Below are 20667 nucleotides of genomic sequence, written 5' to 3' on the forward strand. Positions count from 1 at the left end.
GTCCGATTATGCCCTACCATCGGAAGACGTGAGTTACTCTTCGCCGCTTCTTTCCCGGCCCGGAGCCGCTGAGCTTCAGGGCACAACGCTTGTTGACGCCGCCGGAGTCCCCTGGCACTACGGCAACCCACTCGTGGAGCAGCGCGCCGTGGAGACTGGATCCGCGATTATTGACCGCTCCCAGCGCCGCGTCATCTCCGTGTCCGGCCCGGATGCTCCCGGTTTTCTGCATAACCTGCTGAGTCAGAAGCTTGATGACGTCACAACGGGCTTCGCCGCCGGCGCCCTCGATCTGGACATGCAGGGCCATGTGCTTCATCACATGGACCTCGTCTTCAGCGGTGAGACGTTCTACCTTGATGTCCCCTCACAGCAGTTCGATTCGCTCAAGGACTTCCTCACCAGGATGGTCTTTTGGTCCGACGTCACTGTGGAAGAAGCGGCCCTCGCGGTCATCACCGTCCTCGGCACTGCACTGCCCGCGCCCTCCGCGGCCGTGGCCGAACGCACCGTCTCCTGGCCAGGCTGCCCACGCCAGGATTTCCTTGTTCCCCGCGCTGAGCTTGAGGTCGCTGCGGCGGAACTCGAGTCCCACGGCGGCACGCTCGCAGGCCTCATGGCCTTTACCGCCGAGCGCGTCAAGGCCCGCGAGCCGGAACTCGCCGCGGACTTAGATGCCAAGGCCATCGCCCACGAAGTCCCGCACTGGATTCGACGCAGCGATGAGCGCCCAGCCTTCGTCCACTTGGAGAAGGGGTGCTATCGCGGCCAGGAAACCGTGGCGCGCGTGGAGAACCTTGGGCGCTCACCGCGGTTGCTCGTCCTCCTCTACCTCGATGGCTCTGCTCCAGAGGCGCCGGAGAGCGGTGCTGACATCACGCTGGGCGGCCGTCGTGTGGGCCGCCTCGGCACGGTGGTGGAAGATTGCGATTTCGGTCCTATTGCGCTGGGGCTTGTCAAGCGCTCGGCGCTGAGCCAGGGCGATCTGGCCATCGGCCCGGTCGCCGCGTCTGTGGAACCGGAGTCCATCCCACAGGACGAGGGCCCTAAGGCGGGACGTGCTGCTGTGGATCGTCTGCGCGGGCGGTAGTGGCAAACCGCACATGGCTGCATCTGCGCGGGGTATAGCACTTTTTCAGCCCGTTGCTGGGGGTAGTTCGGAATTTTTTCGTCACACGCGCTATGGTGTCTTACAGGAACATACACATATCTGACTAAGACGATGGGGCGGCCAAGAATCCCTGGACCGCCCTACACACCTCAAGGGGGTCATGCACATGGGACGCGGACGCGCAAAGGCAAAGCAGACCAAAGTTGCACGCCAGCTGAAGTACAATTCGCCCGAAATGGATCTGGACTCTCTCCAGCGCGAGCTCGCGTCACAGCGTTCCCGCGACGAGGATGCTGACCAGTACTCGGAATATGCCGATTATGACGAGGATGACTGGGATTCGGACGAATGGGATGAGGACGATTCCGACGAGCGTTAAGCTCCTCAGACTCAGCCCTCAGCACGTATGCACAAGGCCGGTGGCCTCCCCCTCCCAGTCCATGGGAGGTGAGACCACCGGCCTCTGCTATGTCAGCGAGTTCTAGTATCCCGGGTGTTCGCCGGTCATCAGAACGCGTGGCTCGCCTTCATTCGCCGAACGTACCGTGCCCAGCTCCCAGGCCTCGACGTGGCGGGCGGCCATCATAGCCAGCGCGCGCTCACGATCCTCGGGCGCCACAACGGCAATCATGCCCACGCCCATGTTGAAGGTCTTCTCCATCTCTTCGAGAGCGACCTTGCCCACGGAGGAAATGGTTTTAAAAATCTGACCCGGAGTCCACGTGGAGCGGCTGACCTCAGCGGTGAGCCCCTCTGGGATGACGCGCTCCAAGTTGCCAGCGAGGCCGCCACCGGTGACGTGGCAGAAGGTCGACACTGCGCACTCGGAGGTCAGCGCCAGGCAGTCCTTGGCGTAGATGCGGGTCGGCTCCAGTAGCTCCTCGCCGAGGGTGCGGCCAAGGTCCTCCATGTAGCCGTCGAGAGGAAGCCCAGCCTGCTCCAGAAGGACATAACGCGCTAGGGAGTAGCCGTTGGAGTGCAGGCCGGAGGACTTCATGGCGATCAGCACGTCGCCGTCGCTCACCTTGTCTGGACCGAGCAGCTCATCGGCTTCAGCCACGCCCACGGCGGTGGCGGACACATCGTACTCATCCTTGCCCATCACACCTGGGTGCTCGGCGGTCTCGCCGCCCAGCAGTGCGGCACCGGCCTGGACACAACCTTCGGCAATGCCCTTGACTATGTCTGCGATTTTCTCCGGCACAACCTCGCCCACGGCGATGTAATCCTGCAGGAAGAGTGGTTCTGCGCCGCACACAACGAGGTCATCGACGCACATGGCTACCAGGTCAATACCGATGGTGTCGTGCTTATCCATCGCTTGGGCCACGGCCAACTTGGTGCCCACGCCGTCGGACCCAGCAGCCAGGACCGGTTCCTTGTACTCGCCCAGCTTAAACAGACCGGCGAAACCACCGAGTCCGCCCATGACCTCCGGGCGGGAAGCGCGCTTGGCGTGTGGGGTAATCAGCTCAACCGCGCGGTCGCCCTCTTCGATGTTGACGCCAGCGGCTGCATACGTGTTTTCACTCATGTGAGACTTTGGTCCTTACTCGTTAGTCGGGGTCGAGCCCTGCAGGGTGCGCACGGCCTCAGCATTGGGGTTTCCGGCCGGAAGGCCAAGCGGGTACTTGCCGTCGAAGCAGGCACAGCACAGCTCGTTGCGCGGTTGCTCCGTGGCGGCCACCATCTCATCGATGGAGACAAACCCTAGGGAATCCGCACCAATGGCGGTGCAGATGGTCTGCGCTACCTCCTCCGGGTCATCGGAAGGGTTAGCGTTAGCGATGAGCTCTCCGGGGGAGGCAAAGTCAATGCCGTAGAAGCACGGCCACTTCACCGGCGGGGAGGCGATGCGCACGTGCACTTCAGCCGCACCGGCCTCGCGCAGCATGCGGATGAGCGCACGCTGCGTGTTACCGCGCACGATGGAATCATCCACCACGACGATGGACTTGCCATTAATGACCTCGCGCAGCGGGTTGAGCTTCAGGCGGATACCCATCTGCCGCTGGGACTGCGTGGGTTGGATGAAGGTGCGCCCCACGTAGGAGTTCTTGACCAGGCCATGCGCGAAGGTCAAGCCGGATTCACGTGCATAGCCCACGGCGGCAGGGTTTCCGGATTCGGGCACGGGAATGACCATGTCGGCATCGGGCGCTGGGTACTGCCGCGCTAGACGACGCCCAATTTCCACCCTCGTCGCATTCACCGAACGGCCCTTGATGTCCGTGTCAGGGCGTGCCAAATAGACATATTCGAAGACGCAGCCGTGGCGCTTAGTCTCCGCAAAGCGCTCGGAGCGAATGCCGGTCTCATCAATAGCGACGAGCTCACCTGGCTCGATCTCACGGATGAACTGCGCACCCACGATGTCGAGCGCACAGGTTTCGCTGGCGACGACCCAGCCGGTGCTGAGGCGCCCTAAGGCCAGCGGGCGCACGCCGTGCGGGTCACGCGCGGCATACAAGGTGTGCCCGTCGGTGAACGTCAGGCAGTATGCGCCTTTCACGTCGGGCAGGAGTTTCAGGGCGGAATCAAAGACGGAAGTGTCCTCCGAAACGCCGTCCGCCAGCAGCATGGACAGGCACATGGAATCGGAGACGGATTCCTCCTGCGGCTTGATGAGTCCGCGTTTAACGGCCTCCGCGCGCAGTTCCAGGTAGTTCACTAGATTGCCGTTGTGGCCGAGTGCGATGTCGACGCCGCTGGGCGACGTCCCGAACATCGGCTGCACATTGGACCATTCCTTGCCGCCCGCCGTGGAATAACGGGTATGCCCCACTGCCACATTGCCGTGCAGCGAGCTCAGAATGGATTCATCAAAGACGTTGGACACCAAGCCCATGTCCTTGAAGACAACGATGCGGTCATCATCACCCACCGCAATGCCCGCGGCTTCCTGACCGCGGTGCTGGAGGGCAAAGAGGCCGAAATAGGTGAGCTTAGAAACCTCTTCTCCTGGGGCCCAGACGCCGAAAACGCCACATTCCTCGCGGGGCTCCGGATCCTGGGCTGGATCCTCGGACAAAGGTTTAATGTTGTTCTGGACGTGTTCAGCTACCACGGCGTTTATCCTAGCCGTTTCGGTCAGTGAAAACTAACGGAATGACGGGCAACCACTCCGCAATTTCGTGGGCTCGGGAACCGGAAGCCTCAAGGTTAGGGCTGGCCAGCGCCTGTTCCCAGGACACTACCCCGGTGGCCAGCTGCAACCAGGTACGGGGATCCATTTCCACCACATTCGGAGGGGTGCCCCGGGTATGGCGCGGGCCTTCGATGCACTGAACTGCCACGAATGGGGGGACTCGTACTTCCACCGAGTGGCCCGGCGCGTCGGCCTCCAGCAAGCGGGCGGTCATGCGGGTAGCCTGCGCAAGTGCCGCGCGACCTGGTTTTTCCACCTCCTCCGGATTCTGGATCCAGGCCGCGATGACCTCGACGGCGGCGCGGGTGGTGGCGGCATCAGCGGCCTTCTTCATACGTGAACCACTCTCCCTGCTAATTTGTTATCCATGTCACCTACTCTGTCGGAAGAAAAGAAACCGGTTTCTACCGGGAAGTCCCCCTCCATCACGCTGCGCTTTATGGCTGCGCCCACCGATCTCACCATCGCTGGTGCCCAGGGCATCGGCGGCGGACGCGTCCTGGAATGGATCGACAAGGCCGCCTATGCCTGTGCGGTGCAGTGGTCAGGGACCTACTGCGTGACAGCCTACGTGGGCCATATTCATTTCACACGTCCCATCCCCTCGGGCCACCTCGTGGAGGTGCGCTCTCGCATCGCCATGACGGGTCGCTCGTCCATGCACATTGTCAATGAGGTGCTGTCAGCTGATCCACGCGACGGTATCTTCACGCGTGCCTGCGACTGTCTCGTCATCTTCGTGGCCAAGGACACTGAAACCGGAAAGGCGGTTCCCGTGCCTCCGCTGACCCCGGAGTCCACCGAGCACCAGCGTGTGTGGGAGGCTGCGGAGTCCCGCATTGAGCTACGCAAGGCCATCGAGGAAGAGATGGAAAAGCAGACCTATGACGGCCCCTCAGATGCGCCGCGCATGATCAACCGCTTCCTTGCCAAGCCCACAGACGTCAACTGGGGCGGCAATGTCCACGGCGGCACCGCCATGGAGTGGATCGATGAGGCAGGCTCTGCCTGCACGATGGAGTGGTCTGGCGAACACACCGTTGCGGTGTATGCCGGCGGCATTCGTTTTTACCGCCCGATTCACATCGGCGACCTCATTGAGGTTGATGCCCGCATGATGCGCACCGATGCCCGCTCCATGCAGATGTCTGTCCACGTGCGCTCCGGCAACCCTCGCGGTGGCCGTGAGAAGCTGCAGACCGCCATTCATGCCACGGTGTCCTACATGGCCATGGACGCTGACTGGCAGCCGCTGGCCGCCCGTCAGTTCACTCCGCGCACAGAGGAGGACAAGCGCTTGTGGGAGCACGCCGGCATTCTGCGTGGTCTGCGCGGCAAGTACTCCCCCAAGCCGCTAGTGGTGGCGCCGAAGCACCAGCATCTGGATTAATCAGAGATTAATCCAGATAGCCACGCCAATTAGGCTAGCGGCTCCACGCGGGCCGCAACATGGAGGGTGCTGGGGTCCTTGGCCTTACGCAGCGTCACGGTGCGCGTACCACCGCGCACCCCGGCGTTATCGCCGCTGTCGGCACCGGATTGGTCCACGTACACGCCGGTGATGGCCGGCAAGATGACCGGCTTGTAGAAATCGGCGGTGATTCGCGTAGCGCCGCTCAGTACGCCCTCCAGTACCGACAGCATGCGCGCATGGGTGTACATGCCGTGCGCAATGGTGGCGGGGAAGCCGAACAGCTTCGCACCGACCTTGGAGACGTGGATGGGGTTCTTGTCTCCCGAAGCCTCGGCATAGACGCGTGTGCTTTCAGGGGTGAAGCGCAGCGTGGCCGTCGAAGTGCCGGCTTCATCGCCAGGGAAGTCGAGGAAACGCTCCGCCTCGGGACGCGTCGTGACTTCCTGTGGGGTCTCCTTGGTGAATTTCGCACCCTGCCCGAGGAAAGCTGAGGTCTGACGCCAGATCTCCTCTCCATTCACGCTGTACGTCGTCACCATGTCGATAACAAGGCCCTTGCGGTGCGGGCGAAGATTCTCCGCATGGACCGCGATATCAAGGGCCTCATCCACGCGCAGCGGGCGAGTCTGCTCGATACGGTTGGACAGGTGCACCACGCCGAGCGCGGGGAACGGGAAGTCCTTGGCCGCCATCACCTTAATGGCCAGCGGGAATGCCAGGGCATATGGGTAGGTGGCCGGCAGCTCGTTGCTCAGGCGCAGGCTGGTGGCCTGGCAGTAGCGCGCCAGATGCTCAGCATCAACGTGCACGCCTTCGACACGGTAGGCGGTCTGAGGGTCGGCCACTGTGCGCTTTCCGACGCCCACCCCCGGCACCGGCACCGCGCCCACCATAAGGGAGCGGTACAGCGCGGACAGATCTGGAATTTCTTTCAGGATGGTGTAGTTCATTTAGGCTCCCATGAGGTTCTGGCCGCACACGCGGACGGTATTGCCGGTCACCGCTGTGGAGGCAGGAGCGGCAAAGAAGGCGACGGTCTCAGCCACATCAACCGGCTGACCACCCTGCTGCAGGGAGTTGAGGCGGCGGCCGATTTCACGCGGGCCGGTCGGCATCGCAGCGGTCATGGCGGTCTCGATAAAGCCTGGGGCTACGGCATTGATGGTGGAACCGTTCTCGGCAAGGACGGGACGGAGGGCGTCGACAAGCCCGATGATGCCCGCCTTGGTGGTGGCATAGTTCGTCTGACCACGGTTGCCGGAAATGCCGGCCATGGAGGACACACCAATGACGGATGCACCCGGCGCGAGCGAACCAGACTCGAGGAGGTTCTCGGTAATGCGGACCGGGGCGAGAAGGTTGACAGCAAGAACGGAATCCCACTGCCCCTCGTTCATGTTGGCCATCAACTTGTCGCGGGTAATGCCGGCGTTGTGCACGATGACGTCGATGGCGCGGCCATGGCGCTCCTGGGCGTGCTGCGCAATCTTCTCTGCTGCCTGCGGGTCCGTGACGTCGAGCGGCAGAGCGGTGCCCTTAACCTGGTTAGCAGTCTTGGCCAGGTGCTCGCTGGCTTGCGGTATGTCAATGCAGATGACGTCGGCCCCATCGCGGGAGAGCACCTCAGCGATCGTGGCACCGATACCGCGCGCAGCACCGGTGACCACGGCAAGTCGGCCCTCCAGCGGCTTCTCCCAGTTGTGGGGACCCTGACCCTCGCCCTGCGCGGTGACGCGAACAACCTGACCGTCTACGAAGGCGGACTTACCGGAGAGGAAGAAACGAAGGGTGGACTCCACCTCAGCGGTGGCGGCTGGGTCCGCCCAGACAAGGTTCACGGTTCCGCCCTTGCGCATTTCCTTCGCAAGGGAGCGGGTAAACCCTTCCAGGGCACGGGCGGCGATGCGGGCGTCGATAGTATCGGCAGCCTCCGGAGTGGTGCCGACGACGACGATGCGCGCGCACGGCAGGAGGTTGCGCATCTGCGGGTTGAAGAAATCATAGAGCTCACGCAGCTGCTCCGGGGTCTCGAGGCCGGTGGCATCAAAGACAAGGGCAGCGCGCTTGGCTTCCGCGGAGGAGTCAATGACCTGGTAGTCCACGGCAAGCTGGGAGCGGAGGAACTCGGCGATGCGGCCTTGGCCGCCGAGAACGATGGGGCCTTCGAGGGCAGGTTCGCCAGCCTTGTGGCGGCGGAGGGGGTAGCCCTGCGGCACACCCGCCTTGGCGGCGAGCGGGGAGTTAATGAGTTTCTCAGCGATGGTGACGTGCGACATGTAGGGGCGCGATCCTTTCTTAAATCTTCACAACCTTGCGAGCTTTGTTGCCCTGGTTGCAAGGTTAGTTAATTGAGTGATAGAACTAACACTATCACTTTAAGTGTGATGCGAAATTCCTGAAGGGGTCTTCACCCCCCTCTCACGGGATGACTCGCACCAAACCACCCCGTGAAGGAGCTTTAGATGACCACCCCTCAGCACCGCGTAGCCATTCTGGGCGGCAACCGCATCCCGTTTGCCCGCTCGAATAAGCAGTACGCCCACGCTTCCAACCAGGACATGCTCACCAGCGCTCTCGATGGCCTCGTGGCTCGTTACGGCCTCCACGACGAGCGCCTGGGACTCGTGGCCGCCGGTGCTGTGCTCAAGCACTCCCGCGACTTCAACCTCACCCGTGAGGTCGTCCTCGGCTCCGCGCTGGACTCCACCACCCCGGCTATCGACGTGCAGCAGGCCTGCTGCACCTCCCTCGCCGCTGCCATCCACGTCGGCGACGCTATTGCCCAGGGCCGCATTTCCGCTGGTATCGCCGGCGGCACGGACACCACGTCGGATGCCCCGCTCGCCGTCAATGACAACCTGCGCCGCACTCTGCTCAACCTCACCCGCGCCAAGTCCGCCGCCCAGCGCGCCCAGCTCATCGGCTCCATCCGCCCCTCCCAGCTGGCCCCGGAGCAGCCTCAGAATGGTGAGCCGCGCACCGGCTTGTCCATGGGTGACCATGCCGCCATCACCGCCCGCGAAATGAAGGTCAGCCGTGAGGCTCAGGATGAACTTGCACTGGCCTCCCACCAGAACCTCCACAAGGCCTGGGAAGAGGGCTTCTTTACCGACCTAACCACTGGCTTCCTCGGCGTGAACCGCGATACCAACCTGCGCCCGGATTCTTCCCTTGAGTCTCTGGCCAAGCTCAAGCCAGTCTTCGGCAAGCGCGACGCCGAGCAGCACGGAGCCCAGGCCACCATGACGGCAGGTAACTCCACGCCGTTGACCGATGGTGCCTCCGTCGCCCTCCTCAGCTCTGAGGAATGGGCCGCTGAGCACAACATTGAGCCGCGCGCCTTCCTCGTTGACTCTGAAACCGCCGCCGTCGACTTCGTCCACGGCCCGGATGGCCTGCTCATGGCCCCCACCTACGCTGTTCCGCGCCTCTTGGAGCGCAACAACCTCTCCCTGCAGGACTTCGACTTCTACGAAATCCACGAAGCCTTCGCCTCCCAGGTCCTGGCCACCCTCTCCGCATGGGAAGACGAGACCTACTGCCGCGAGCGCCTCGGTCTGCAGTCCGCACTCGGCTCGATCGACCGTTCCAAGCTCAACGTCAAGGGGTCCTCGCTCGCTGCCGGCCACCCGTTCGCGGCAACCGGAACCCGCATTCTTGCTACGACTGCGAAGATTCTCGAAGAGAACGGCGGCGGCCGCGCCCTGATCTCCATCTGTGCTGCCGGCGGCCAGGGTGTTGCAGCCATCGTCGAGCGTTAAAGAAATTTATTCAGAAAGGAAATACCCCCATGCCATTGACCAGGTCCTCCGACAAGAAGTCCAACGCCGATCTCAACAAGAACGCCTCCAACGACGCCCCGAAGGCAGAGGCCCGCAGCCCGCGCCGCCTGCCGTCCACGCCGAAGCCGGCTGTGGCCACGGAGCTGGGCGCGCTTCTCGACGGCCCCCACGCCGCCTTCCGCGATGAACTGCGTACCTTCCTCAACGACCCGGAGCTTTTCCCGAAGTCTCACCTGCCCATGGCGGAGCAGCGTGAGCACACCTTCAACAACCTGGCCAAGGTGCGCGACTTCGGCGGCTTCAAGCACGGCCTGCGCCGCGACAACGGTGGTTCCGGTAAGCCGAACCTCTCCACCTTTACCCTCGAGGGTCTGGCGTGGGTCGATGGCTCCCTCGCCATCAAGTCTGGCGTGCAGTGGGGTCTGTGGGGCGGCGCCCTAGACCAGCTCGGCACCGAGCGCCATATCGAGTGGGTTCAGAAGGCCGCCAACTTGGAGCTACCTGGTTGCTTCGCCATGACCGAGCGCGGCCACGGCTCCGACGTGCAGTCGTTGGAAACCACCGCTACCTACGACCCTGAGACCCAGGAATTCGTCGTGCATACCCCGTCCGACACCGCCGTGAAGAACTACATCGGTAATGCCGCCAAGGATGGCCGCGCTGCTGTCGTCTTCACCCAGCTCATCACCCCGGAGAGCGACGGCCGCTCCCACGGCGTTCACGCCATCATCGTGCCCATTCGCGATGAAGAGGGCAATGAACTGCCGGGTGTGACCTTGGGCGACCATGGCCACAAGGGCGGCCTGGTGGGCGTCGACAATGGCACCCTTCGCTTCGACCACGTCCGCGTGCCGCGCGAGAACCTGCTCAACCGCTTCGCGGACGTTGATGAGGACGGTAAGTACACCTCCCCCATCGAATCCAAGAACGCTCGCTTCTTCACCATGCTCGGCACCCTCATTCGCGGCCGCATTGGCGTGTCTGGTGCCGCTGGTGCTGCCACCGAGGCCTCCCTCGACATCGCGGTTCGCTATGCCAACCGCCGCCGCCAGTTCGAAGGCGCAACCGGCGCCGAGAAGCGCCTCATCGAGCACCGCCAGCACCGCCGCCGCCTGCTCATCCCGCTGGCCCGCACCTACGCACTCCACCTGCTCTACAACCAGATTCTGGAGCGCTACCAGGAGCAGAACGACCAGCACGAAGCCGGCACCTGGTCCGTCACGGAGCCGACCGAGGAGCAGAAGTTCGCCTCCCGCGAGATGGAATCCCTCGCGGCCGCCATCAAGTCCGCACAGACCCAGCACGCGACCCGCACCATCCAGGAGTGCCGTGAGGCATGCGGTGGTGCTGGCTACATGTCGGAGAACCGTCTGACCACCTACCGCGCCGACTCGGATGTCTTCGCCACCTTCGAGGGTGACAACACCGTCCTCATCCAGATGGTGGGCAAGAACCTCCTCACCGCCTACGGCCGTGAGATGAATGACATGAGCCCGTGGGACACCGTGAAGTACGCGGCGACGACCGCCACCGATGTGGTCAAACGCCGCTACGGCTTCACCACCCGCCTACAGGGCTTGGTCGACCGCGTGAATCCGTCCGAGGCCTCGCTCTTCGATGCCACGTACCAGGCCAAGCTTATCGACGACCGCGCCCAGTCCGTCCTCTTCTCCCTCGTGCGCCGCATCCAGCCGGCCCGCAAGGCAGACAAGGTGCAGGCAGCCGCGATTGTGGACCAGTGCCAGGACCACCTCATCGCCGCCGGCTGGGCCCGCGTCGACACCTTGCTCGTGCAAGCAATGATTGAGGCTGAGGAGCGTCTCGAGGAGGGCTCGATGGCCCGCCAGGTCTTCGAGCAGCTGCGTCACCTCTTCGTCTTCGACACCATCGTGCAGCACGCCGGCTGGTACCAGGAGCACAACCTCATCCCGGCCGGCCGCATCAAGGCTGCTCGCGCCGCCATCAACGACCTCGTCGATTCGCTGGCCCCGTGGTCCGTCGTGCTCGTGGATGCCTTCGGCGTCCCGTCCGAGGTTCACAACATTCCGATGCTGAACGAGGCCGGTGTGGATCCGCTCCACAAGTAAGCCACTACCGCATTTCTCGGAAGACACCCCGCAGGCGGGGTGTCTTCCCTGTTTTCGGACAGTACCTTTTAGAGTTGTTTACTCTCTGAGCTATGACCACACAGCATCCAATGTTCTCCAGTTCGTTTCCGCCCTCCGATGATCTCTTGGTCTCCGGCACTCTGCGCAACGACATCTCGCTGCATTTGTGTCACGGCCACTCACGCCGGGACATTCACAACGACTTCTTCGAACTGCTCGATTCCCCAGCCGAGTGGGAGATGGTGCGCAAGGACCCGTTCCCCGAAGACTTCGATGCCATCATCGACGAGGTAGCCGCTGAGTACGCACAGAAAGTTACAGAAAAGTCTGCTGACGCACAGCGCCTCGAGAACCTCCGGGATGAACTCCAGCAACGCGACCTGGTCTTCAGCTTTGACGAGGGCTGGGATGCCTCCGAAGGAGCCGAGTACGGTGCTGAAAAGGCGGAAGAAGATGATGCCGCGGGCTATGTTTATTGCCACATGCAGGACGTCGACCGGTTGATTCATACCGGTGACCTCCTGTTCGGCTTTGGCACCATGAAAACCGATGCCGAACTCAGCACGGCCGAGGCCGTGGGTGAGCGGCTCGTCGAAGCACTACGTGCCAGTGGTTTTGACCCTGAGTGGGACGGCAACCCCAACGCGCGTGTCCTGTGCCAAGGCCTCGTTGTCGAATTCCCCCTCGCGGACGACCTCACCGACTAAGCGGCCCCAGAAGGTCAGCCCCTCATTCGGCTAGCCCGCGACAACCATCCAGATGGCTACCATGTGCTCGCAGGGCTGACATCTTCCAGTGCGCCGCCTCAGTGTTTATTGCCTTAACTGGATGAACTGCGAGCCCTCCCCCAAGTTATTGCGACAGCACCGAAAGTCGCCCAAGCGATGTGCACAAGAAGAAGAATAAGCAGGGCGGCGCTGACAGTATCTAACCATTCCACATTCCACGACAGCATAGTGCCCTGCGTAGACAAGGCATGAGTACCGAGGCAACACGTGCCTACAGGAAAAGTACTGGCCCACCACGAAGGGTTGTAGGACATTGGAGTGCTGCCCAAGACTGCCCCCCAGTGTTTGGTGACGGCATAGACAGCTAACGGGACACCGAGGCTGAGCATCGCGGCGCCGTAGACCGCAGCTCGAAGATGCCATTGATCTCCGTCGAGCAATTTGTCACCAGCGAGTAGCTGCGCGGCTGCGGTGGACTGGCCAACCAGGCCGAGTGGGATCCAAGCAGTGGCGGCGAAGCTGGTGGGAAGCTTGGGAAAAGTGCGCAGGTAGACGAAGACAAACGTGGGTATCGCGGTAGTCCATGCCAGCACAAAGCAGGCCACACCGATACCGTGGACTACCGAAGCCCACTCGCCAGCATGTGGTGTCAATTGCGCTGAGGACGTAGCGGCCACCATGGGTGCTACGAGGGGCAATCCCCAGGTGAATGCCGGCCCAGAGGGGCGTGTGACGATAAGGAAATGGAGAAATCGAAGGCAGGTAACGACGCCAAGGACTGTTCCTACTCCCCAGCACAGCGCATGGATTGTCCAAGCAGTGAAAACACCGGAGTATGCGCTCCCCAAGGCGAGGATGCCCATTGAAGCCATACCCCACGATGGCATTACAGTGGAGTGAAATCCAGGAACGCGGTTTCTCAAGAAGCCGATCAGGAGCGCTAGGGCTAGAGAGGTTGCAATCCCAAGCATGAATGCGGCGGGCAGCCTACCCACAACTGGCGTCAGATGAATGTTGATAAGGGTCGATGAGATCGATAGACCCATGAGTGAGCCAGCCCAGGCAGGGCCTAGAGGTGGGAGATCTATCTCATCTTGAATTTTTAACATGGGTTTCAGGCTAGGTACTGCCGCGACGAAGCGGGAGAGCGCACAAACCGAACGGGGTTACAATAAATGAATGTACCCCATGCGAAATAACGATAGTGATGAATTTTTTCCAGTTCGACGCGGCTACGTTCCCGACGCTCTAACAGTTGATGCGGTGCTTGCCGTTGTTCGGTATGGGGGTATGAATAAGGCCGCTCATCACTTGGGAGTCTCCCAACAAGTGGTAAGCACGCGTATTTCGAAACTTGAAATGCGATTAGGTCAACGCATTTTTTGGCGCGGAGCGGCGGGTAGCTTCACCACAGAGGCGGGGAGCCGGATCGTTCGCGTGCTCGAAGGTCTGCACGGTGCCCTAGACGAATGCGCGAGGGGTCTCGAAATTGCTGTAGGAGGAAGTCCCACCGAGGAAGTCAAACTGGTGGTTTCTCATACGATCGCCGAAGTGGACTATCCTCGCTGGGCTGCGGCCTATCAGCGTGCTTACCCGCATACCCATTTGCACATGCGTCAGCTCAACAGCCGGGAGGCGCAGAATCATGTTGTTCAAGGACATGCGGAACTAGCCATTGTTGAAGGCAACTGGGTAGCGCACGAGCTGCATCAGCGTGTAGTCGGGCACGATGAGTTGGTGGTGGTTGTCCCCGCAGCGCATCGCTGGGCTGACACGAAAAATCCCCGTCAACCAAGCGGTACTGAAGTTTCCACATCGGCTCCTGAAATAGCGGCGGTGACTAAAGAGGAGTTGCAATCTACGCCTCTGGTTTTGCGTGAGCATGGAAGTGGTACGCGCGAAGTTGTAGCCGATGTTCTGGGGATGCTCGCCTCGCCTGCGGGAGAGTTTGGTTCTCTGGGTGCGCAACGTACTGCCATAGGTGCTTTAGGAGCTCCTGGAATAATTGCGCGACGTGCGGTGGCGTCCCAGCTGGAAACGGGTGAGTATGTCGAAGTACCGGTGGCTGGTATTAGTTTTGACCGTCCGCTACGAGTCGTGTGGAGCTCGCAGAACCGACTTTCCGATCCTGCTCATCAGTTCCTGCGCTTTCTCGTGGACTACGCGGATGCGGGGAGGGCATAGCCCAGAGAACCCGCAGTCAGGCCAGGGGACGTGAAAACGACTTCTTTGAAGTCCTCGATGACCCGTCCGAGTGGAAAGCCAACCACGCGGAACCTTATCCAGAGGATTTCGACGGCATCATCGACGAAGTCGCCGCAGAATACCGCCGCCTCGTCACAGAAAAGTCGGAAGATGCTAAGCGCCTTGATGCCCTACACGACGAGCTCGCTCAGCGCGACATATCCTTCACATTCAACGAAGCATGGGATATGTCAGACGGAGCCTGGGTAGGCTCCGAGCTCGCTGAGGAAGAAGGCCACAGCGGTTATGTCTACTGCCACCGCCAGGACATCAGCCGGGCTATCTACAACGGCGAACTATACTTCGGTTTCTCCGCCATGGAAAAAGCGAAGAGGCAACAATCAACGTCGGCGAGCAACTCGTCGACGCCCTGCGCGCCGTAGGCTTTGCCCCCGAATGGAACGGCTCGACGAAAGCGCGCATTCTATGCCACGACGTCGCCCTCGAATTCCCCCTCGCGGACGACCTCACCGACTAGGCGCCCCCAAATGGTCAGCCCCTCATTCGGCTAGCCCGCAACAACCATCCAAATGGCTACCATGTGCACCACCGCCGCGGCAATCGTCGCGGTGTGGAAATGCTCGTGGTAGCCATACCACCGCGCATTGCGCCCCGGCCACTTGAAGCCGTACACCAAGGCTCCCAGTGAATAGACCACCCCACCGGCAAAGAGCAGCCACACCACGGCTGGCCCGGCGGATTCCCACAGGTTCGGCAGCAGCGGCAAAATAAGCCAGCCCAGCACGAGATACACCACCACATCCAGCCAGCGTGGGTGGTTAATCCACACCAGATTCAGGACAACCCCCATGATGGCTCCCACCCACGCCGCACTCAGCATCCACAGCGCCTGCGTGGGGTCCAGAACAATGGCACACAAAGGCGTGTAAGTCGCCGCGATGAACACCGAAATCGTCGCGTGATCTGCCCGCCGCCACCATTGCACCGCGCGCATGGATACCCACGGCCAGCGGTGATACAGCGCCGAGACCCCGAAGAGCCCCACCACGCCGACGCCGTACACCGTTACCGCAAGGCCCTGCCACCACGGAAGCGTCATCCACGCAAAGGTAATAAGGACCGTCGACGCAATGAGCGAAAGGATAGCCGCAAAGAAGTGCCCCCAGCCGCGCGTGAGGGGGCGCGGTCCGCGGTCTGCCATCCAGTACGAGCGCTGGATGCGGTGCTCGATCGTATCGCCGCCGCGCGCAGCGCCACCTTCAGCCGGAAAATCGTGCGGGGAAGATGTGTGAGCAATGGGTGCGTTCATAGTGAGGGGCCTTGCCTTGCCTGAGATGCGGGTCATGCGCATAACGCATTCACCTCCAAAACTTACGTGCCCGTAACTATACGGGTGAGGAACACTCCAGACAAGACTAAAAGCAAAGTTACCGCCGTATTTTCTACCGATTGCCACAGATCGAGAGCCCTGGCCACATACACTACGCACAGTATGTTTTCCTATTTCTCACACTCGCGCCGCACCACGGCTTTGCTCGCAGCCGCCATGGTGGCGCTGGGGGCGACGTCGGCAAGCATCGGCCCTGCCTCCGCACAGTCCAGCACGATCGGTGAGGCTTCCTCGCGCGTGACCAACCCGCAACCCTGGCTTGGCAACAAGCCTTTCATCACCTCAAAGCGCCACGTGCACGGCAACCACTGGGTGGTGGACGTGTGGTCCCCGGCCAACCGTGCGGTGATTTCCAATAACGTCCTCCTCCCCGCAGGCGATAAGCCCCGGCCTTCCTTCTATCTGCTGCCCGGAGTGGAGGGCGGCCAGGCGGGCATGAATTGGATGACCCACTCCGATATCGGCAGGTGGGCTGTGGGCAAAAACGTCAACGTGGTGATGCCACTCGGCGGCGCCTACTCCCTCTACACCGATTGGAACGCCGACGATCCCATCCTGGGCGTCAACAAGTGGAACACCTACATGACCACTGAGTTGCCGCCGCTTATCGACGCCGAATTCCACGGCACCGGCCGCGATGCCATCGGCGGCATTTCTTCCACCGCTGGTGCCGCACTCGACATCGCCGGCCATGCCCCGCAGCGCTACAAGGCCGCTGCCTCCTATTCCGGCTGCCCGGTGCGCTCCGGCGCGATTGGTTTCCCCACCTCCACCGCGATGATTGCCTACGGCGGCGGCTCCTCCCTCAACGCGTGGGGTCTGCCAGGCTCCCCGCAATGGCTGGACCACGACCCCAATGCTAACCCCGCTCGCCTGCGCGGCGTTGAAGTCTTCGTAGGCTCCGCCTCCGGAACGCCGGGCCCCATCGATGGCACCACCAACCCCGCCCAGTGGCTCGGGCCCCACGCGGTAGAGATGGTGGCCAACCAGTGTTCGGAGGAATTTACACGCAACGCCCGCAAAGCCGGAGTGCGCGTGAACCGCTACTTCAGCCCCTACGGTTCACACACCTTCAACCTTTTCTCCCACCAGATGAAGCTGAGCTGGGATCAGACTATTGCCCGCGCTATCGGCGCCTAAGTTTTGACTGGTTGTCGCTTCACTGCAGACGCAAGCCCCCTTCATCACCACGACCACGGAATATACCCACTGTAGGTTTTGATTCCACTAACCCTCAGCTAAACAACTAGATCTTCAAAGTTCACGTTTGCCCGAAAAAAGGGATTGACGCATGTCAAGATTCTGCGGTAAAATTTTGGTTAATAGTTCAGCCCGCCCGGTTCCCTTCGGAAACACGGAGTGGGCTGGATCTCTATTTGCGCAGTGTCGCCAACACTGTCGCCGTGGCAACACATCCCACCTCTAGATTGGCTTTTCATGTCTTCTACGCTCAAGCCAGCAGCGACCATTGGCGAACACATTCTTCGTCTTCAAAGCCGCGGCATGAAGATCGACAGAGCTTTAGCTGAACAATGGTTTTCACACGTCAGCTACTACCGGCTTTCCGCCTATTGGTATCCGGCTAGACAGTTCACTGAAGACGGAACTAGCCGAATTAGCAGCTTCGTCGATGGTACTGACTTTGCCGACGTCGTCTCCTTATATGAAGCCGATCGGAAACTCCGTACCCTGATTCATGATGGTATGGAGCGAATCGAGGTTGCGATGCGCACCAAGATAATCGAGTTGCTGTGTGCTCGACACCCGGGTGATCCTACCTTCTACCTCAAATCAGACGACTTTCGGCCAAACTTTGACCACGTGTCGTGGCTGAGTACAGCGTACGGTCGGCTTGCGAGAGCAAAGAAGAGCGACGCCGTGAAGCACTACATTGATGAATACGGTGGACAGTATCCCATGTGGGTTGTGGCTGAAGTGCTCGACTTTTCGGACATTTCAAAGCTCTATGCAGAATTGGATCCAACGATCAACGTTCGATTTCGGAAGCGCTGGATATCAAAATCAACTTCTCTAGTTTGAATAGGAATCAGAAGCAAAGACTTACGAAGAAACATCCGCTGGCGAGTTGGCTCGAGCAGCTAACTGTCATTCGGAATACATGTGCCCACCATGGAAGGCTGTGGAATCGTTCATTTGCTCCGGCTCCAACTGAGGTTATCCGGAACAATGGAAACCTACACATCCTTCCAGAGAATCAAAGTGAAAAGCTATTCGGTGCTTTAATAATCATGGCGCATTTGCTGCGGACCGTGCCTCCCGGAACCACGTGGCCTGAAAAAGTAGTGGCCTTGTTAAATGAGCACTTCCTCACCAATCCTCTTGTCGAAAAAGCCAGTATCGGTGTTCACGGCAACTGGGATGGAGAAACACTTTAGATGACTCAGAAAACGGAAAAAGCCCGGCCGAAGCCGGGCTGATGCAGCGTCAACGCTGCTGAGCGGAACTGTGTGTTTTACTCTACGACGGAGTTGGCACCCACCGCGTGACCAAAGAGCAGCGGCAAGGTAGCAGACCAAGCCTCGCGCAGCGCGGCGACGGCAATGGATTCTTCGCCGAGCTCCAACTCGCCCGTATCGGTGGTTTCACCGACGACGACGGCCGGCACGCCGCACTCCTCAGCGCGGTGCAGCAGGGTGTCGACGCGGTCTGCGGTCGTGGCGACGAGCACGCGGGAGGCCGACTCGGAGAAAGCAGCCACGAAGGCATCCTCATGCACCTTCGACAGGTCGAGCTTCAGGCCGGTACCGCTATTCTTTGCCATCTCAAACGCAGTGACGGCAAGGCCGCCCTCAGAAATGTCGTGCGCTGCGGTCACGCCCTCATTGCCCACGAAGAAGTCCGCGAGGCGCATCTCATTGGCCAGGTCCACCTGCGGCGGCAGGCCATTGAGTCCTGTATCCGTGTTTGCTTCGTCGGCGCTCACCTGCTGCCAGATGGAGCCACCGAATTCGTCCTTGGTCTCGCCCAAGAGGACCAGCACTTCCGGCTCCTCAACGAGGCCGAGCTCGTTGCCGATGGTTTTGTGGACGTCATCGATAACGCCGAGGACACCCACGACGGGCGTCGGCAAGATCGGCTCCTCACCGGTCTGGTTGTAGAAGGACACGTTGCCGCCAGAGACGGGGATGCCGAGTTCCACGGCGCCATCGGCAAGGCCATGCACGGACTCACGGAACTGCCACATGACGTCCGGGTTCTCCGGGGAACCGTAGTTAAGGCAGTTGGTGATGGCGACGGGGCGGGCACCGGTCACAGCAACGTTGCGGTAGGCCTCCGCCAGCGCCAGGCGCGCGCCCATGTTCGGATCCAGCTTGGTGTAACGGCCAGACGCATCCGCGGAGACGGCCACGCCACGGCTGGTTTCCTCATCGATGCGCAGCACACCGGCGTTGGCGTGCTGGGCCTGCACGGTGTTGCCGCGCACATAGCGGTCATACTGATTCGTGATGAAATCACGCGAGCACAGCGCCGGGGAGGCCACGAGCTTAGTCAGCGCCTGCACGAGGCCGTGCTTCTCGACGCCCTGGAATTCCTGCAGCGCATCCTGCCATTCCGGACGGGCGTAGGGGCGATCATAAACCGGACCCTCGTTCGCAATGGTGTGGGCCGGTGCGTCGACGACGACCTCGCCCTGGTGGCGGATGATGAGGTGCTTGCCGGTGGTGACCTCACCAATCTCAGCGCAGGTAACGTCCCAGTGCGCACAGATTTCCTTGAACTTCTCCACGTTCTCCGGGGTCACCACGGCGCACATGCGCTCCTGGGACTCGGAGGCGAGGATCTCCGCGGCGGACATGTCCTTGGCGCGCAGCGGCACGTTGTCGAGGTTGATCTCCATGCCACCGTCACCGGAGGCAGCCAACTCGGACGTGGCGCAGGCCAGGCCCGCACCGCCCAAGTCTTGGATGCCGACGACGATGCCGGACTTGTACAGGTCCAGGCAGCACTCGATGAGGACCTTTTCTGCAAACGGGTCACCGACCTGCACGGCCGGCAGCTTGCGCTCCGCGCCGTCCTCGAAGGTGTCAGACGCCAGCACGGACACACCGCCAATGCCATCCAGGCCGGTGCGGGAACCAAAAAGCATGACCTTGTTGCCGGTACCCGAGGCAAAGGCCAGTTTGAGATCCTCCACCTTCAGGGTACCCACACACAGGGCGTTAACCAGCGGGTTTCCAGCATAGGACTCGTCGAAGACGGTTTCACCACCAATGTTGGGCAGGCCCAAGCAGTTGCCGTAGTGCGAAATACCGTCGACAACACCGGGGAGAACGCGCTTGGTATCGGGGGCATCGGCAGCGCCGAAGCGCAGCTGGTCCATCACGGCAATGGGGCGAGCACCCATGGCCATGATGTCGCGGACGATGCCGCCCACACCAGTGGCCGCGCCTTGGTGCGGCTCCACGTACGAGGGGTGGTTGTGGCTTTCGACGCGGAAGGTCACGGCGTTGCCGTCTCCGATGTCGACCACACCAGCGTTCTCACCAATGCCAGCAAGAATCTTCGATCCCATCTCCTCGGTCATGGTTTCACCGAAGTAGCGCAGGTGCGTCTTGGAAGACTTGTAGGAGCAGTGCTCCGACCACATCACGGAGTACATGGTCAGCTCGGCGTCGGTAGGACGGCGGCCCAGAATCTCGCGGATGCGGGCGTACTCGTCGTCCTTGAGGCCCAGGTCGCGGTAGGGCTGTTCAATATCCGACTGCTGGGTAGCCTGCTCAACGGTGTCGTTGTGTACGGTCATGGTTTCTCCTTGTTCC

At 61.4% G+C, this 20667-nt stretch carries 16 protein-coding genes and 2 pseudogenes; 10 read left to right on the plus strand and 8 right to left on the minus strand.

The annotated features are described in order from the left end of the window. Positions 1-28 precede the first annotated feature (28 nt). Positions 29-1090, plus strand: coding sequence for a CAF17-like 4Fe-4S cluster assembly/insertion protein YgfZ (gene ygfZ / locus CSING_RS10865; protein ID WP_042532203.1), 1062 nt, complete (start codon positions 29-31; stop codon positions 1088-1090). A gap of 187 nt (positions 1091-1277) precedes the next feature. Further along, on the plus strand, positions 1278-1490 hold the full coding sequence (locus CSING_RS10870; protein ID WP_042533434.1) for a DUF3073 domain-containing protein: 213 nt from the start codon (positions 1278-1280) through the stop codon (positions 1488-1490). Between the two features lie 102 nt (positions 1491-1592). On the opposite strand, the gene purM is transcribed toward CSING_RS10870, so the two are convergent. The 3 genes from purM to CSING_RS10885 are packed head-to-tail and all read right to left on the minus strand — an operon-like array spanning position 1593 to position 4593. After that, positions 1593-2645 carry a phosphoribosylformylglycinamidine cyclo-ligase gene (gene purM, locus CSING_RS10875; protein ID WP_042532205.1) on the minus strand — a complete coding sequence of 351 codons (1053 nt, stop codon included), beginning with the start codon at positions 2643-2645 and terminating at the stop codon, positions 1593-1595. Between the two features lie 15 nt (positions 2646-2660). Further along, positions 2661-4178, minus strand: a complete 1518-nt coding sequence (purF, locus tag CSING_RS10880; RefSeq protein WP_042532206.1) for an amidophosphoribosyltransferase — start codon at positions 4176-4178, stop codon at positions 2661-2663. 10 nt (positions 4179-4188) lie between these two features. Next, positions 4189-4593, minus strand: coding sequence for a sterol carrier family protein (locus CSING_RS10885; RefSeq protein WP_042532208.1), 405 nt, complete (start codon positions 4591-4593; stop codon positions 4189-4191). A 33-nt stretch (positions 4594-4626) separates the two neighbouring features. Here CSING_RS10885 and CSING_RS10890 point away from each other — a divergent pair, with 33 nt between their 5' ends. Then, positions 4627-5649: an acyl-CoA thioesterase gene (locus tag CSING_RS10890; protein ID WP_042532211.1), complete on the plus strand. Its 1023-nt coding sequence runs from the start codon at positions 4627-4629 to the stop codon at positions 5647-5649. Positions 5650-5678: 29 nt separating this feature from the next. On the opposite strand, the gene CSING_RS10895 is transcribed toward CSING_RS10890, so the two are convergent. Continuing rightward, the gene (locus CSING_RS10895) at positions 5679-6623 is read right to left on the minus strand and encodes a MaoC/PaaZ C-terminal domain-containing protein (protein ID WP_042532214.1); all 945 of its coding nucleotides are present in this window, start codon (positions 6621-6623) and stop codon (positions 5679-5681) included. Next, the gene (locus CSING_RS10900) at positions 6624-7949 is read right to left on the minus strand and encodes a 3-oxoacyl-ACP reductase (protein ID WP_042532216.1); all 1326 of its coding nucleotides are present in this window, start codon (positions 7947-7949) and stop codon (positions 6624-6626) included. It abuts the gene before it with no gap. A 186-nt stretch (positions 7950-8135) separates the two neighbouring features. On the opposite strand from CSING_RS10900, the gene CSING_RS10905 reads away from it, so the two are divergent. The 3 genes from CSING_RS10905 (at position 8136) to CSING_RS10915 (ending at position 12270) form a co-directional block, all read left to right on the plus strand. Then, positions 8136-9434 carry an acetyl-CoA C-acetyltransferase gene (locus tag CSING_RS10905; RefSeq protein WP_042532218.1) on the plus strand — a complete coding sequence of 433 codons (1299 nt, stop codon included), beginning with the start codon at positions 8136-8138 and terminating at the stop codon, positions 9432-9434. A 29-nt stretch (positions 9435-9463) separates the two neighbouring features. Next, a complete protein-coding gene (locus tag CSING_RS10910) occupies positions 9464-11542 on the plus strand; it encodes an acyl-CoA dehydrogenase family protein (RefSeq protein WP_042532221.1) in 2079 nt (692 codons plus the stop codon). Positions 11543-11634: 92 nt separating this feature from the next. Beyond that, positions 11635-12270 (plus strand): DUF6891 domain-containing protein, encoded by a 636-nt coding sequence (locus CSING_RS10915; RefSeq protein WP_042532223.1) that lies wholly within the window; start codon positions 11635-11637, stop codon positions 12268-12270. A gap of 113 nt (positions 12271-12383) precedes the next feature. Here CSING_RS10915 and CSING_RS10920 read toward each other — a convergent pair whose 3' ends face one another. After that, positions 12384-13400 carry a TDT family transporter gene (locus tag CSING_RS10920; RefSeq protein ID WP_052471420.1) on the minus strand — a complete coding sequence of 339 codons (1017 nt, stop codon included), beginning with the start codon at positions 13398-13400 and terminating at the stop codon, positions 12384-12386. A 79-nt stretch (positions 13401-13479) separates the two neighbouring features. On the opposite strand from CSING_RS10920, the gene CSING_RS13370 reads away from it, so the two are divergent. Next, the gene (locus CSING_RS13370; RefSeq protein WP_083280805.1) at positions 13480-14475 is read left to right on the plus strand and encodes a LysR family transcriptional regulator; all 996 of its coding nucleotides are present in this window, start codon (positions 13480-13482) and stop codon (positions 14473-14475) included. Then, a pseudogene (locus CSING_RS13645) lies at positions 14391-15013 on the plus strand (DUF6891 domain-containing protein). The gene CSING_RS13370 and the pseudogene CSING_RS13645 overlap by 85 nt, the downstream one beginning before the upstream one ends. A 30-nt stretch (positions 15014-15043) precedes the next feature. On the opposite strand, the gene trhA reads toward CSING_RS13645, so the two are convergent. Further along, the gene (trhA, locus tag CSING_RS10935) at positions 15044-15697 is read right to left on the minus strand and encodes a PAQR family membrane homeostasis protein TrhA (protein WP_042533436.1); all 654 of its coding nucleotides are present in this window, start codon (positions 15695-15697) and stop codon (positions 15044-15046) included. A gap of 291 nt (positions 15698-15988) precedes the next feature. On the opposite strand from trhA, the gene CSING_RS10940 reads away from it, so the two are divergent. Continuing rightward, a complete protein-coding gene (locus CSING_RS10940; protein WP_042532229.1) occupies positions 15989-17026 on the plus strand; it encodes an alpha/beta hydrolase in 1038 nt (345 codons plus the stop codon). A 363-nt stretch (positions 17027-17389) separates the two neighbouring features. After that, positions 17390-18282: pseudogene (locus CSING_RS10945) on the plus strand (Abi family protein). A 77-nt stretch (positions 18283-18359) separates the two neighbouring features. On the opposite strand, the gene purL reads toward CSING_RS10945, so the two are convergent. Next, positions 18360-20651: a phosphoribosylformylglycinamidine synthase subunit PurL gene (purL, locus tag CSING_RS10950; RefSeq protein WP_042532231.1), complete on the minus strand. Its 2292-nt coding sequence runs from the start codon at positions 20649-20651 to the stop codon at positions 18360-18362. Positions 20652-20667 lie beyond the last annotated feature (16 nt).

The sequence above is a fragment of the Corynebacterium singulare genome, assembly GCF_000833575.1.
GTDB classification, from domain to species: domain Bacteria; phylum Actinomycetota; class Actinomycetes; order Mycobacteriales; family Mycobacteriaceae; genus Corynebacterium; species Corynebacterium singulare.